The following is a 14524-nucleotide window of genomic DNA, read 5'->3' as shown; positions in this document are numbered from 1 at the left end:
GCGGGAGCGCTTCACCGCACTGCTCTCCAGGGCGGGCGTACCGGCCCGGGTCCTCGTACAGGGCGACGAACTGCCCCTGGACACCGCCGAGTCCGAGGTCGACCGGCACGACCCCGCGTACGTGATCTACACCTCCGGATCGACCGGCCGCCCCAAGGGCGTCGTCGTCCCGCACTCCAGCGTGGTCGCGCTCCTCGCGAACACCCGCCCCGACATGGACTTCGGCCCGCAGGACGTCTGGGTCCAGTTCCACTCCTTCTCCTTCGACTTCGCGGTCTGGGAACTGTGGGGCGCGCTGGCGCACGGCGGTGAACTGCTGGTGCCCGAGTACGGGCTGACGCGCTCACCCGTCGACTTCCACCGGCTGGTCCGCGAACGCGGCGTGACCGTGCTCAACCAGACCCCGTCGGCCTTCCACCAGTTCATCGAGGCGGACCGGCACGCGGGCGAACCCGTCACGGCGCTGCGCCGCATCATCTTCGGCGGCGAGGCACTGGACCTCGGCCGGCTGCGCGGCTGGGTCGAGCGGCACGGCACCCGGACGCCCGAACTGGTCAACATGTACGGCATCACCGAGACCACCGTCCATGTCACCCACCGGGTCCTGACCGACGACGACTTCGAGGACGACTTCGGCGCCGGCGACGACGTCAGCCCGATCGGCGGACCGATACCCGGCCTGGCCACCTACCTCCTGGACGACCGGCTGCGGCCGGTCCCACCCGGCCGGGTCGGTGCCATCTACGTCGCCGGCGACCAGGTGTCGCTCGGCTATCTGGGCAGGCCGGGGCTGACCGCCGGCCGGTTCGTGGCGAACCCGTTCACCGGCGACGGCACCCGCATGTACCACACGGGTGACCTCGCCCGCCGTACCCTCGACGGCGAGCTGGAGTTCGCCGGCCGCGCCGACGACCAGGTGCAGCTCAAGGGCTTCCGTATCGAACTCGGTGAAGTCGAGTCCGCAGTTCGGGAGTTGGCCGGGGTGATCGACGTGGCCGTCACCGTCGCGGACGGCGGCGACCATCTCGTCGCGCACGTCGTGGGCCAGGTGCCCACCGACCTCGCCGGCCTGCTGGCCACGAGACTGCCCGCGCACATGGTGCCGGGCCGGGTGCTGCCCACCGACGCCCTGCCGCTGACGGTCAACGGCAAGCTGGACCGCAAGGCACTGACGGCGCTGGCCGCACGCGACGACACCCCGTCGGCGGACCACAGTGGCACCGCGCTCGCCACGCTCGTCGGCGTGTACGCGGAGACACTGTCCGGCACCGACGTGGACGCCGACACCGACTTCTTCATGGCCGGCGGCGACAGCATCGTCGCCATCACCGTGATCAACCGGGCCAGGGCCCTCGGACTGCCGATCGCACCCCGCGACGTCTTCCTGTTCCGCACCCCACGCGCCCTCGCCGAGCACCTGGCGTCGCGCGAACCGCGGGCCGATGCCCCCGCGCCGACCCGCCACGAGGACGGCCCCCTCACACCGACGCCGATCATCCTGCGCCAGCGCGAACTCGGCGGCTCCCTCGCCCGGTTCGCCCAGGCCAGGACGGTGCCGGCACCCGAGGGAACCGGCTTCGCCGACGCCGAGCGCGCCGCGAACGCCGTCGTGGCCGCCCACCCGGTGCTCCGCCTGCGGCTGCGCGCCGAGCAGGGCGTCTGGGCACCGCGCACCGAACCCGCCCGCCAGGTCACCGTCCTGCGCACGGACGGGACAGACCCGACGGCCGCAGCGAACGACGCCGCCGGACGTCTCGACCCCGAATCCGGAGACGTCGTCGCCTTCTCCTGGCTGGAGGCGACCCGGACCCTGGTCGTCACCGTCCACCACCTCGTCGTCGACGCCGTGTCCTGGCTGGTCCTCCTCGACGACCTGGCCACCGCCATGAGCGGCGCGGCCCTGCCGCCGCCGACCACCTCCTACGCCGAGTACGCGGACGCGCTGGCGATCCGGTCCACCCAGGCCGTCGACAGCCTCGGACACTGGATCAGCACCCTCCAGGCGCCCGCTCTGCTGCCCGACGTCCAGGGGCTGCGCGAGCGGACCGTCGTCCTCCCGCCCGACATCAGCGACCGGCTGACACGCACCGCGCCGGCCGCGCTCGGCACGGGACTCACCGAGTTGCTGTGCGGCGCGCTGCGCACCGCGCTGACACACAGCCAGCCCGCCCCCACCGACCTGGCGATCGACCTGGAGCGGCACGGCCGGGTCCCCGCCGCCGACCACCACGACTACACCCGTACGGTCGGCTGGTTCACCTCCATCGCGCCCGTACGGCTCACCGCCCACACCGACCCGGTCGCGGCGTCCCGCGAGGTCGCCGAACGGCAGCCGGACGAGAGCGGGCACGTCGCCTACGGGCAGCTCAGGTATCTCAACCCGCAGACCGCCCCGCTGCTGACGGCCCGCCCGCAGGTGCTGTTCAACTACCTCGGCCGGGGCGGCGAATCGAAGGCCCTGCACCTCACCGGCGGTGACCAGGGCAGCCCGTACGCCGTCGAGGTCAACGCCTGGACCGACGACGCCACCGGATCCCTGCACGCGGCCTTCACCCTCGCCGACGGCGTCCCCGACGCGATCACCGAGCACTGGCGGCACGCGCTCACCCACCTCGCCGACGCCGCCGCGACGGCCGAACGCACCGCGCCCGTCACTCCCCTCCAGCGGGGCCTCTTCTTCCAGGCGCAGATGGCGGGCTCGGCCGGACACTACGTCGCGCAGAGCTACTTCACCTTCGGCCGGCGCCTGGACACCGACGCGCTCGCCGATGCCATGGCGTACGTGATCGCTCGCCACCCCGTCGCCGGCGCCGGCTTCACCACCGACGACGACGGCAACCCGGTCCAGGTCATCAAGGCCGGCCGGCGGGTCGACGTGACCACGGTCGAGCTCTCCACGGACGCGGAGGTCGAGGCGCTGCGCGCCCGCGACCGGGACACCGGATTCGACCCGGCGCGCCCGCCGCTGATCCGGCTGACGGTGGTACGGCTGCCGGACGGCCGGGACGGTCTGCTGCTCAGCTACCACCTGCTGCTGTGGGACGGCTGGTCCCGCGAGATCCTGCTGCGCGACCTGTTCGACGCGTACGAGGCCGTCCTCGCGGGCGAGCCCCCGGCCCCGGTCCCGGCCACACCGAGCTTCGAGGAGTACGCCCGGACGCTTGCCGCCAAGGACTCCGCCGCATCGGAACGCTTCTGGGCCGACCACCTGTCCGGCCTGGCCGGACCGACACTGCTCGCCGGACCGGAGCCGGCCCTGACGGACGACCTGCCGCGCGCGCTCGTGCGGACGATGTCGGCCGAACTGTCCGACCTGCTGCGGGAAGCGGCGAAGGCGCACGGCGTCACGCTGAACTCCGTACTGACCGGTGCGTTCGGACTGCTCCTCGGCGCGCACACGGGGCGCGGCGACGCGGTGTTCGGTGTCACCGTCTCGGGCCGTGAGGGCGAGGGCCTCGGCGACATCGTCGGTGTGCTGCTCAACACGGTGCCCATGTGGACCCGCGCCAGGCCCGACGACACGGTCGGCGCGTATCTGTCGGCCGTCCAGAGGGCCAGGGTCGAGGCGATGGAGCACGAGCACGTCGGGCTCGGCGAGATCCAGCGCGCCAGCGGGCACACCACCCTCTTCGACAACCTGTTCGTGCTCCAGAACTTCCTGGACTTGGACGCCTTCGCCGAGATGAACGCCCGGCACGGCATCGACTCCGTACAGGCGGACGACTCCACGCACTACCCGTTCACCTGGGTCGTCACGCCCGGCGACCGGCTCACGGTCAAGCTGGAGCACCGCGACGACGACCCTGAGAACGCCGGCCGTCTCCTGGACGACTATCTGCGCGTACTGGAGGACCTGGCCCGGTCGACGGGCCCGGTCGGCGCGCTGAGGGGGCCGGGGCCGCTGCCCGAGCCCGCCCGCCGTACGGAGGTCGGTACCGACACCGTGGTCGACCGGTTCGACCGGGCGGCGGACCGCCATCCGGAGCGGGTCGCACTCGTCGCCGACGGCGCGACCATGACCTTCGCGGGGCTCCGCGACCGCAGCCGCGCGCTGGCCGGTGTGCTCGCCGCGCGGGGCATCGGCCCCGAGACGAACGTGGGCCTCGCGATCCCGCGCTCCCTCGACTCGATCGTGGCGCTCTTCGCCGTACTGCGCGTCGGCGCCGCATACGTACCGCTGGAGCTGGACCACCCGGACGAGCGGATCGCCGCGATCGTCGCGGACGCCCGGCCGGCGGTGACCCTCACCGTGAGCGCCGTCTCTCCCCGGCTGACCGGTGAACTCATCGAGCTGGACCGCCCGTTGCCCGAGGCCGCGCCCTGCCGGACGTACGCCCCGGACGACCCGGACCGGCTGCGGCACCCCGCGTACACCATCTACACCTCCGGTTCGACCGGAAAGCCCAAGGGCGTCGTCACCGAGTACGCCGGGCTCACCAACATGCTGATCAACCATCAGCGACGCATCTTCGAACCGGTGCTGGCCGAGCACGACCACCGGGTTTTCCGGATCGCGCACACCGTGTCGTTCGCCTTCGACATGTCGTGGGAGGAGCTGCTGTGGCTCGCCGACGGCCACGAGGTGCACATCTGCGACGAGGAACTGCGCCGCGACGCGCCCCGGTTGGTGGAGTACTGCCTCGACCACGGGATCGACGTCATCAACGTGACCCCGACCTACGCGCGACAACTGGTGGCCGAGGGCCTGCTCGACAACGCCGAACAGCGGCCCGCGCTCGTGCTGTTGGGCGGTGAGGCTGTCACCCCGACGCTGTGGCGGCGGCTCGCCGAGACCGAGGGCACGGTCGGCTACAACCTGTACGGGCCGACCGAGTACACCATCAACACCCTGGGCGTCGGCACCTTCGAGTGCCAGGACCCGGTGGTGGGCGTGGCGATCGACAACACGGATGTGTACGTGCTCGATCCATGGCTGCGCCCCCTGCCCGACGGCGTTCCCGGTGAGCTGTACGTGTCGGGAGTCGGCATCGCGCGCGGCTATCTGGGCCAGAGCGCCCAGACCGCGCACCGCTTCGTCGCCTGCCCGTACGGCGCGCCCGGCGAGCGCATGTACCGCACCGGCGACCTGGTGCTCCGGCGGCCCGACGGCAACCTGACCTATCTGGGCCGTACCGACCAGCAGGTCAAGATCCGGGGCCACCGGGTCGAACTCGGCGAGGTGGAGGCCGCGTTCGCGGCGCACCCGGCGGTGCGGTTCGCCGCCGCGGTGGCCCAGCCGGACCCGCAGGTCGACGGCGCGTACCGGCTCGCCGCCTATCTCGTCCTGGACGGCGCCGACCTCACGGCCGTCGCCGCCCAAGTGGGGGCCGCCCTGCCGGACTTCCTGCGCCCGACGCACTACGCCGAGGTCGCCGGCATCCCGCTGACGGTGAACGGGAAGGCTGACACCAAGGCGCTGCCGGAGGCCAGGCCGCTCGGCGCGCTGACCACGGCGGGCGAACGCGGCCCGGGGACGGAGACCGAGACCTCGGTGTGCGAGTTCTTCGCCGAGGCCCTGGACCTGGACGACGACGAGGTGAGCGCGGTGAGCGACTTCGTGTCACTCGGCGGGCACTCCATGCTGGCGGTGCGGCTGATCGGCATGCTCCGCCGTGAGTACGGTCCTGTGGTCACCATCCGTGACCTGTTCACCCTGCGAACCCCGGAAGCGATTGCCCGCCATCTTGATGAAAACTCCTGACCCCAAGCGGCCCTCCCCGGGGTCGGACATCCTGCGGACCGCCCTGCGCCGCAACGTCGGCGCCATGGCCAAGGGCACCGGGCTCATGGGCCTGTACCAGGCGGCGGAGACCGCCTTCCCCATCGCGCTCGGACTGATCGTCGAGCACACGATGCAGGACCGCAGCCTCGGCGCCCTCGGTCTGTCGATCGCCGCGCTGGCCGTGATCATCACGACCGTCTCGCTGTCGTGGCGGTTCGGGATGCGTACGCTGCAGAAGGCCAACACGACCGAGGCGCACCGCTGGCGGGTGCGGGTCGCGGAGTGCGGACTCCAGCCGGTGGCCAGGGACGTCGATCTGAAGTCCGGCGAGGTACTGACCATCGCCACCGAGGACGCCGACCAGACCGCCGACATCATCGAGGTCGTGCCGCTGCTGATCAGCTCGCTCGTCGCGGTGCTCGTCGCGGCGGTCGCGCTGGGCCTGGCCGACCTCCGCCTCGGTCTGCTGGTGATCGCGGGAACCGTCGCGATCCTGTCCGTCCTGGCCGTGATGTCCAAGAGGATCGGCGCCAGTACCCGCGAACAGCAGGCGCGGGTGGCACGGGCCGGAGCCAAGGTCGCCGACCTGATCACCGGTCTGCGCCCGCTGCACGGCTTCGGCGGCAACCACGCGGCCTTCCTCTCGTACCGGAAGGTCAGCTCGGACGCGAAGCGGCAGGCGGTCACCGTCGCCCGGGTGAACGGCGCGTACGCGGGCACCGCCCTCGCTCTGAACGCCGTCCTCGCCGGCGCGGTGACCCTGGCGGCCGGCTGGCTGGCGTTCGGCGGGCAGATCAGCATCGGCGAACTGGTCATGGCCGTGGGCCTCGCGCAGTTCATCATCGAACCGCTGAAGCTGTTCTCGGAGATGCCGAAGTACGTGATGATGGCGCGCGCCTCCGCCGACCGGATGGCGCTCGTGCTGGGCGCGCCGCCGTTGACGACCCCGGGGCCCGAGCGCCCGGCGGCGGGCGGCGGCCTTGAGGTCGACTGCGTGGTGCACGGCTCCCTGAACCGGCTGAAGTTCACCGTGCCCGCCGGTGAGTTCGTGGCGATCGCCGTCTACCAGCCGCGCGCGGCGGCCGACCTGGCGTCGATCCTCGCCGTCAATGTCCCGCCGCACGCGTACGAGGGAGTGGTACGCGTCAGCGGCCAGGCGCTCTCGGACCTGTCGATCGAGGCCGTCCGCGAGCACATGCTGGTCAACCCGTACGACGGGGAGATCTTCGCGGGCACCCTCCGCACGAACATCGACCCGTCGGGCACCGGCAGCCTGATCCCCGAGGCCGTCGAGGCGTCCATGCTCACCGACGTCGTCGCCCTCCACCGGGACGGACTCGACTACGCGGTACGGGACCGGGGCGCGAACCTCTCGGGCGGCCAGCGCCAACGGCTGTCCCTGGCCCGCGCCCTCGCCACCGACAGCGAGATCCTCGTCCTGCACGACCCGACGACGGCCGTGGACGCGGTCACCGAGCAGCTGATCGCGCGCAACGTCGCGAAGCTGCGCCGGGGCCGTACGACCGTCGTGATCACCAGCAGCCCGGCGCTCCTGGACGCCGCCGACCGGGTGCTGGTCCTGGACGAGGGCGTCGTCGTCGCCGAGGACACCCACCGCAACCTGCTGGCCACGGACGAGGACTACCGCCTGGCGGTGACGCGCTGAGCGGAGGCCGAAGCCGTCACCCGAGCGCCCAGGCGACGTCCCGCAGCAGCGCGTGGCGCCAGCCCGCCCGGTCATGACCGGACGGTGACCGGGACACCCGTACGGTGGCGCCCGCCCGCTCTGTCAGGCTCTCGGCCGGCGCGCAGTGAGGCAGCATCCGGGTCTCGTGCTCGCCGACGTCGAACGCGCAGCGCAGCGCGGACAGTTCGGGATGCTCCCGCAGGCGCGCGGCGATCGCGCCGCCGGCCGGGCCGCCCAACGGGTCCGCCCACTCGGTGGCGCCGGGCGCCCACCAGAACGACGGTGACTGGCAGGCGATACGGGACACCAACTCCGGGAATTCCAGGGCCGCGTACATCGCGCTCAGCCCGCCGAGGCTCTGCCCGGCGACCACCAGCCGGTCCCAGTCGGCGGGCACGCCGCTCTCCGCCACCAGTGGCCGCAGTTCGTCCCGTACCGCCTCCCACAGCTCGGGCCGGCACCCGAACTCGGCCTCCCGGTCCTTGGCAGGCAGGAAGACGAGGGTGACGGGCGGCATCTCACCGGCGGCGACGGCCGAGTCGAACGCGGTCATCGCGGGGTGCAGATAGAGCCAGTCGTCCCCGTCGAGCAGCAGGACCACCGGTCCGCCGCCGCCCGCCGGGTGGACGCGTACGGTACGCCGCCCGCCGAGCCGTTCGCTGTTCCAGCGGAGCCGGGTACGGGGGAGGGGCAGGACGTCCTCGGCGCCCACGGCGGGCCAGTGCGGTTGGTCCGGGGCGTCCGGGGTCGCGGCGATGGACCGGTCACCGCCGGCGCCCACCGGGTTGAACGGGTCCGCGTACGCCGTGCCGCCCGCCACGAGCCGGTACGTCACCCGCAGGCGTGCGGGCATGGGCACTTCGGCGTACCAGCAGTCCGTATCCGCCCATCGGGACAGGGGAGTTGGCTCCGCCCAGCTCTCGAAGTCGATGCTCGCCGGTGATCCCCGCCACAGGAACAGCGTGCGCCAGCCGCCGCCGTCGGCGGGGACGGAGGCGGGTGTCCGTGCCGCCGCCCAGAACGCGTCGGTGCCGGGCTCACCGGACAGTCCGAACTCGGCGAAGGCGTGGTCCCGGCCGGCCGCGAGGGGCATCGACGTCTCCTTGTGAGAGGGAAGGCGAAAGGCTAGGCTCGCCACTGATTAGGGGAGCCTAACCTAACGTGGTCTCGCTCTGTATTCCTGATCGGTCCCGCTCCCGATCCACCACCCCCGGCGGCGCGCTCACCCGCCCCGCCGGCCCCGAGGAGGCACGCACCCATGAGCACCACCCCCCTCAACCCGTTCGACGACCCCGAAGGCCGATTCCTGGTCCTGGTCAACGACGAGGGGCAGCACTCGCTCTGGCCGTCTTTCGCCGAGGTGCCCGGGGGGTGGACGATCGTCTTCGACGAGAACACCCGACAGGCGTGCCTGGACTTCGTCGAGGCGCGCTGGACCGATCTGCGTCCCCGATCCCTCGCGGCGTCCACGGACGTGTGACCCTCGCGGTCGCGCGGTGAACCCCGCCCCGACAGCCGGCATTTCGGAGGGGCACCGCCGATGCTCCGCACCAGACTGACCAACGCGCGCTTCCTCACCATGGATCCGGACCACCCCGTCGCCCACGACCTGGGCATCTGGCGGGGCCGGATCGTGGGTCTGGACGAGGCCGTGACCTCCTTGCCCGCGCGCGAGGTGATCGACCTTCAGGGCGCCACCGTGCTGCCCGGGTTCGTCGACGCCCATGTGCACCTGGCCTGGACGGGGCTGAAGGCGGACGCCGTGAGCATCGCGGGCCGCACGCGGATCGAGGACGTACTTGCCGTCGTGGCGCGGGCCGCCGACCGCGCGGGCCCGCCCGGCGGCTGGCTGAGCATCGCCGGCTACGACCAGCGGCCCCTGGGCCGTCATCTGACCGCCGCCGAACTGGACACGGTCAGCGCGGGGCGCAAGGTGTTCCTGCTGCACGACTCCGGGCACGGCTGCGTCGTCAACTCAGCCGTCCTGGACCTGCTCCCGGCCGGCATCCCGCACGAGAACGGCTTCCTCGCCGAGGGCGCCATGGGCGCCGCCCGCGCGCTGCGTCTGCCGTACTCCCAGCGGGAGTTGGCCGAGGCGATCGGGCATGCCGCCCGGACCGCGCTGTCCCAGGGCGTCACCGCCTGCGCGGAGGCCGGTATCGGCGGCGCGCTCTTCGGCCACAGTCCGGTCGAGCTGGGCGCGTACCAACTCGCCCGCGAGGAAGGGCTGTTGCCGCTGCGCGTGCAGCTCATGGTGGCCGCCGAACGGCTGGGCCCGGTCGCCGCGCACCGGGACGACGGCATTCCCAGGGCGCTGGATCTGGGTCTGCGCACCGGGTTCGGCGACGACCGGCTCTCCGTGGGCGCGCTGAAGGTCTACACGGACGGCGGGATGATGGCGCGGACCGCGGCTCTCAGCCGGCCCTACGAAGGGCTCGACCACGCCGGTCAGTTGCAGGACGACCCCGGCGTCCTCGCGGACACGATCGTGGCCGGCCATCTCGCCGGCTGGCAGCTCGCCGTCCACGCGATCGGCGACCGTGCCGCGGACCTCGCCCTGGACGCCCTGGAGCGGGCCCAGCGTCTGCGGCCCCGCCCCGGCGCCCGGCACCGTGTCGAGCACGCCGGCCTGATCCGCCCCGACCAGCTCCCGCGCTTCGCGCGGCTCGGCGTCAGCGCCGTCGTACAGCCCGCCTTCCTGCGCCACTTCGGCGACGACTACGCGGCGCTCATGGGCGCGGAGCGGGCGCCCTGGCTCTACCGGGGCAGGGCCTTCCTGGACCACGGCATCCCCCTCGTGGGCAGCTCCGACCGTCCCGTCACGGACGGATCCCCGCTGCGGGCCGTCCAGTTCATGGTCGAGCGGACCTCCGGGTCGGGCCGGGTGATCGGCCCGGACGAGGGCGTCACCGTGGACGAGGCCCTGCGCGCCTACACGGTCGCCGGTGCCTTCGCCTGCCACTGGGAGGACACCCTGGGCAGCCTCACCCCGGGCAAGGCCGCGGATCTGGTCGTGCTCGGCGACGATCCCCGGCGCGTCGACCCCTCACGTATCGGGGACATCGAGGTGGTGGCCACCTATGTCGACGGCGGCGAGGCGGGTCCAACAGGAGCCTCCCCGACTGGACTTGAAAGTAAGGTAAGGCTAACCTAATCTCGTTTGTCTCGTCGGAGTGCCGCGGCGCCCAGCCGCCCTCCGCTCGTGGAACCGAGGAAGGAAAGCCTTGATCACGGCTACGCCGCGCCCCGCCCCCCAGCCGCGCACGCTTCATTCGCACGCGCTCCTCGCGCCGACGCCCTCCGTGCGCACCGCCCGGCCGGACGACGCCGCCGCGCTCGCCGAACTCTCCCGGCCCTTCGCGCGCTCGGGAGCACTGCGCGAGCGGCCCGCCTCGCTGTACGCCACCCACGCGGCCGACTTCCTCGTCACCCAGGTCCCCGGAGGCCCCCTCGACGGCTGCGTCGGACTGCGCGTGCACGCGGGCGCCCCGGGGGAGGGCCGTGGACCCGTCGGCGTTCTCTACAACTTCTGCGTGGCCGGGCACCGGCAGGGCCACGGGGTGGGGGCCGGACTGCTGCGCGCCGCGCTCGCCGTGGCACGCGCCCAGTCGCTCGGTGCCCTGTTCACGGCGACGACGGGCGGTGGCGGCCTGTTCCTCCGCCACGGCTTCGTGCCCACGACCGCGCGCCTCGCGCCTCCGGCCTGGGCGGCGTCGCTGGACCCCCGGCGCGACGCGCGGATCCTCAGGCGGACGCTGTGACGGTGGTACCGGGGCTGACCTCGTCGAGAACGCCCCGCAGCACCGCGTGAGGTACCCGGCCGTCGAGCACGTGCGCCCTGCGCACTCCGCCGCGTACGGCCGACAGGCAGCCCTCCATCTTCGGCAGCATTCCACTCGCGAGACCCGGCAGCAGTCCGTCCAGCGCGTCGGCGGTCAGATGCTCGATCACCTCGGTGCTGTGCGGCCAGTTCGCGTACAGCCCCGCCACATCGGTGAGTATCACCAGACGCGCGGCGTCCAGGGCCACGGCCAGGGCCGACGCCGCGAGATCCGCGTTGACGTTGTAGACCTGACCGTCCGCGCCGCGTGCCACGGGGGAGATCACCGGAATGTGGCCACGCTCCAGGAGTGTGCGCACCATGCCCGGGTTGACCTCCACGATGTCGCCCACCAGGCCGATGTCCACCGCCCGGCCGGCCACCCACGCCGACCGGCGCACGGCCGTCAGCGTGTGCGCGTCCTCGCCCGTCATGCCCACCGCGAAGGGTCCGTGGGCATTGATGTGGCCGACCAACTCCCGCTGGACCCGGCCCGACAGCACCATGCGTACGACGTCCATGGTCTCCGCGGTGGTCACCCGCAGACCCGCCTCGAACCGGGTCTCCAGGCCGAGCCGGTCGAGCATCGCGCTGATCTGCGGCCCGCCCCCGTGCACGACGACCGGGCGCAGGCCCGCGCGCCACAGCTCCACGACGTCCTGGGCGAAGGTCCGTTGCAGACCCTCGTCCACCATGGCGTTGCCGCCGAACTTGACGACGACCGCGCTGCCGTGCGGCTCCGCGGCCGGCCCGGAGCGTGGACCGCCTGTCGTGCGGCGGGTCGGCGGCGGACGGAGGATCGCCCCGTCGGCGCGGCCGCTTGCCCCGGTCACGGTGGCCCGTTCCGTCATGGTCCCCGTCTCTCGTGATGTCCGTGGTGATGTTCGTCGTGGAGCCGGTCGGCGTGTCATGGCCGGCGTCCGGTTCGCGGCGCCCGCGCGGGAGTTACGTGTTCCTCGGCTCCCGGTGCGGGAGAAGACCGCGCAGGAGACCGGCCACCGCGTCGCCGGCGACGAACGGCTGTATCTCGCGCATGAAGGCGTCGGCCGCCACGGGTCAACTCCCCGCCGGGAAGACGCCGGCGAAGTGGTTCGGCGTGTCGTGGATCAGCGGCGCGGCGCGCAACGGGTCGATCCGCCAGGCGGCTTGGGGTCCGCGGTCCGGCATCGGGTGGGGATCGGCGGCCAGTCGCCGCATGTGGTCTCCCTCCCCTGATGGCGCGCACGCCACCGGGTCCGGACCAGCAGGGCGTTCTTAGCTTAGCCTAACCTAAATAGTGCGACGAGGGCTGTCCCGCGACGCGTCCTGCCGCGCGCACCGGCGTCCCCGGTGACCCGATGTCCGCGAGGCACAATTGGGCCGCCGCCCCCGGCCCGGCGGGCACCACTCCCCAACCCTCCCGAAGGACTGACGACATGAGCAGTACCGCGGACGCGATCAAGACGGTCCCCCTCACCGCCGATGTGTACGACTACGTCCTGGCCCAGGCGGAGCCGCCAACCCCCGTCCAGGAAAGGCTGATCGCCCGCACCCGGGCGCTCGGCGGGCCCGCCGCGATGCGCGTTCCGCACGAACAGGCTGTCCTGCTCACCCTGTTGGCCCGGCTGACCGACGCCCGCAACATCGTCGAGGTCGGCACCTTCACCGGCTACTCGACCCTCGCGCTCGCCGAGGGGCTGGCGCCCGGCGGCCGGGTCCTCGCCTGCGACGTCTCCACCGAATGGACCTCGATCGCGCGCGAGGCGTGGCACGAGGCCGGCGTCCAGGACCGTATCGACCTCCGCGTCGCCCCGGCCCTCGACACGATCCGGGCCCTGCCGGCGGAGCCGCTGATCGACCTCGTCTTCCTGGACGCCGACAAGCCGGGCTACATCGCCTACTGGGACGAACTCGTCCCGCGCGTGCGCCCGGGCGGGCTGCTGCTCGCCGACAACGTGCTGTACGGGGGCGACGCGGCACGCACCGACGCCGAGGGCAACGGCCTGGCGATCAGGGAGTTCAACGCGCACGTCCGCGCGGACGACCGGGTCGAGTCGGTGCTCCTGCCGATCGCGGACGGCCTGACCCTCGCCCGCAAACGCTGACCGCGCACGGAGCGCGCACGACCGACCGGCTCACCAGTCGTGGACGGTCCCGTCGTGGAGACGGTTGACCGGCAGATACGCCTGGGCGTACGGGTGGGCGGCGGCCAGCTCCTCGTCCAGCTCCACACCGATACCGGGGTCCTCGCCCGGATGCAGGTGCCCGTCCGTGAAGGTGTAGGCGTGGCGGAACACCTCGTGGGTGAGGGGGGTGTGGCCCGAGTACTCCTGGATGCCGAAGTTGTGCACGGCGAGGTCGAGATGGACGGCGGCGGCCATCCCCACCGGGGAGATGTCCTGCGGCCCGTGCACGGCGCTCTTGATCTGGTACTGGGCGGCGAAGTCGAAGAGCTTGCGCAGCGGGGTGACTCCGCCGAAGTGGGTGACCGCCGAGCGTACGTAGTCGATCAACTGCTCGGTGATCAGGGTCTGGTAGTCGTACACCGTGTTGAAGACCTCGCCGATGGCCAGCGGTGTGGTGGTGCCGCGGCGAACCAGGCGCAGCGCCTCCTGGTTCTCGGCGGGCGTGCAGTCCTCCAGCCAGAACGGCCGGTAGGGCTCCAGGTCCTTGCCGAGCCGGGCGGCCTGGATCGGGGTGAGCCGGTGATGGGCGTCGTGGAGCAGCGGCAACTCGGCGCCGAACTCGGCGCGTACCGCCTCGAACACGGCCGGGATGTGCCGCAGATACGCGGCGGTGTCCCAGTCCTCCACCAGCGGGCGCGCCTGCTGGTGGAGGATCGGCGCACCCGCGCCGTCGGTGTCGGAGACCCCGTAGACGGCCTTGAGACCGGGGACGCCGGACTGGATACGGACGGCGGGGTAACCCTCCGCCAGCCGCGCGCGTACGGAGTCCAGGAGCTCGGGTATGTCCCGGCCGTCGGCGTGCCCGTAGGTGCCGACGCGTTCGCGGCTGGCGCCGCCCAGCAACTGGTAGAGCGGGAGCCCGGCGGCCTTCGCCTTGATGTCCCACAGCGCCACGTCGACGGCGGCGATGGCGGCCATCGTCACCGGCCCCCGCCGCCAGTACGCCCCCCGGTACAGCGACTGCCAGGTGTCCTCGACGCGGTGCGGGTCGAGGCCGACGAGCAGCGGTGCCACATGGTCGGTGAGATAGCTGACGACGGCGAGTTCCCTGCCGTTCAGGGTGGCGTCGCCGAGGCCGGTGAGACCCTCGTCGGTCGTCAGCTTCAGGGTGACGACCGACGAGGGTCTCA

10 protein-coding genes are annotated in these 14524 nt (G+C 72.6%); 6 read left to right on the top strand and 4 right to left on the bottom strand.

The genetic code is table 11. The features are described from left to right. A partial coding sequence (locus tag BHU15_RS30790; RefSeq protein WP_141726912.1) for a non-ribosomal peptide synthetase occupies positions 1–5701 on the top strand: 5701 nt, incomplete at its 5' end. Further along, entirely contained in the window at positions 5688–7388 is a 1701-nt protein-coding gene (locus BHU15_RS30785) for an ABC transporter ATP-binding protein (RefSeq protein ID WP_069630136.1), read from the top strand. The genes BHU15_RS30790 and BHU15_RS30785, both read left to right, overlap by 14 nt. 16 nt (positions 7389–7404) lie before the next feature. Here BHU15_RS30785 and BHU15_RS30780 read toward each other — a convergent pair whose 3' ends face one another. Further along, complete coding sequence (locus tag BHU15_RS30780) at positions 7405–8502, bottom strand: alpha/beta hydrolase-fold protein (RefSeq protein ID WP_069630135.1); 1098 nt, start codon at positions 8500–8502, stop codon at positions 7405–7407. Between the two features lie 165 nt (positions 8503–8667). On the opposite strand from BHU15_RS30780, the gene BHU15_RS30775 reads away from it, so the two are divergent. The 3 genes from BHU15_RS30775 (at position 8668) to BHU15_RS30765 (ending at position 11170) form a co-directional block, all read left to right on the top strand. Further along, a complete protein-coding gene (locus BHU15_RS30775; RefSeq protein WP_023536668.1) occupies positions 8668–8889 on the top strand; it encodes an MbtH family protein in 222 nt (73 codons plus the stop codon). A gap of 60 nt (positions 8890–8949) precedes the next feature. Further along, complete coding sequence (locus BHU15_RS30770) at positions 8950–10563, top strand: amidohydrolase (RefSeq protein ID WP_069630134.1); 1614 nt, start codon at positions 8950–8952, stop codon at positions 10561–10563. Positions 10564–10633: 70 nt separating this feature from the next. After that, entirely contained in the window at positions 10634–11170 is a 537-nt protein-coding gene (locus BHU15_RS30765) for a GNAT family N-acetyltransferase (protein WP_069630133.1), read from the top strand. Here the strand turns inward: BHU15_RS30765 and argB are convergent. Next, positions 11154–11924: an acetylglutamate kinase gene (argB, locus tag BHU15_RS30760; RefSeq protein WP_255293251.1), complete on the bottom strand. Its 771-nt coding sequence runs from the start codon at positions 11922–11924 to the stop codon at positions 11154–11156. The two genes, BHU15_RS30765 and argB, sit on opposite strands and share 17 nt — an antisense overlap. Positions 11925–12285: 361 nt before the next feature. After that, positions 12286–12426, bottom strand: coding sequence for a hypothetical protein (locus BHU15_RS40465; protein ID WP_171908476.1), 141 nt, complete (start codon positions 12424–12426; stop codon positions 12286–12288). Between the two features lie 218 nt (positions 12427–12644). On the opposite strand from BHU15_RS40465, the gene BHU15_RS30755 reads away from it, so the two are divergent. After that, positions 12645–13313 carry an O-methyltransferase gene (locus tag BHU15_RS30755; RefSeq protein ID WP_069630131.1) on the top strand — a complete coding sequence of 223 codons (669 nt, stop codon included), beginning with the start codon at positions 12645–12647 and terminating at the stop codon, positions 13311–13313. A 30-nt stretch (positions 13314–13343) separates the two neighbouring features. Here BHU15_RS30755 and manD read toward each other — a convergent pair whose 3' ends face one another. Then, entirely contained in the window at positions 13344–14501 is a 1158-nt protein-coding gene (gene manD, locus BHU15_RS30750; RefSeq protein ID WP_079128478.1) for a D-mannonate dehydratase ManD, read from the bottom strand. Between the last annotated feature and the right edge of the window lie 23 nt (positions 14502–14524).

It is taken from the genome of Streptomyces niveus, assembly GCF_001723055.1.
In the GTDB taxonomy this organism is placed as follows: Bacteria; Actinomycetota; Actinomycetes; order Streptomycetales; family Streptomycetaceae; genus Streptomyces; species Streptomyces niveus.
This window is presented reverse-complemented; position numbering and strand designations above follow the sequence as displayed.

What these genes read in the sequence shown, in the direction of transcription:
- BHU15_RS40465 (WP_171908476.1), bottom strand. Translation starts at nt 12,426, where the DNA reads ATGCGGCGACTGGCCGCCGATCCCCACCCGATGCCGGACCGCGGACCC.
- BHU15_RS30775 (WP_023536668.1), top strand. Translation starts at nt 8,668, where the DNA reads ATGAGCACCACCCCCCTCAACCCGTTCGACGACCCCGAAGGCCGATTC.
- BHU15_RS30780 (WP_069630135.1), bottom strand. Translation starts at nt 8,502, where the DNA reads ATGCCCCTCGCGGCCGGCCGGGACCACGCCTTCGCCGAGTTCGGACTG.
- BHU15_RS30755 (WP_069630131.1), top strand. Translation starts at nt 12,645, where the DNA reads ATGAGCAGTACCGCGGACGCGATCAAGACGGTCCCCCTCACCGCCGAT.
- BHU15_RS30785 (WP_069630136.1), top strand. Translation starts at nt 5,688, where the DNA reads ATGAAAACTCCTGACCCCAAGCGGCCCTCCCCGGGGTCGGACATCCTG.
- argB (WP_255293251.1), bottom strand. Translation starts at nt 11,924, where the DNA reads ATGGTGGACGAGGGTCTGCAACGGACCTTCGCCCAGGACGTCGTGGAG.
- BHU15_RS30770 (WP_069630134.1), top strand. Translation starts at nt 8,950, where the DNA reads ATGCTCCGCACCAGACTGACCAACGCGCGCTTCCTCACCATGGATCCG.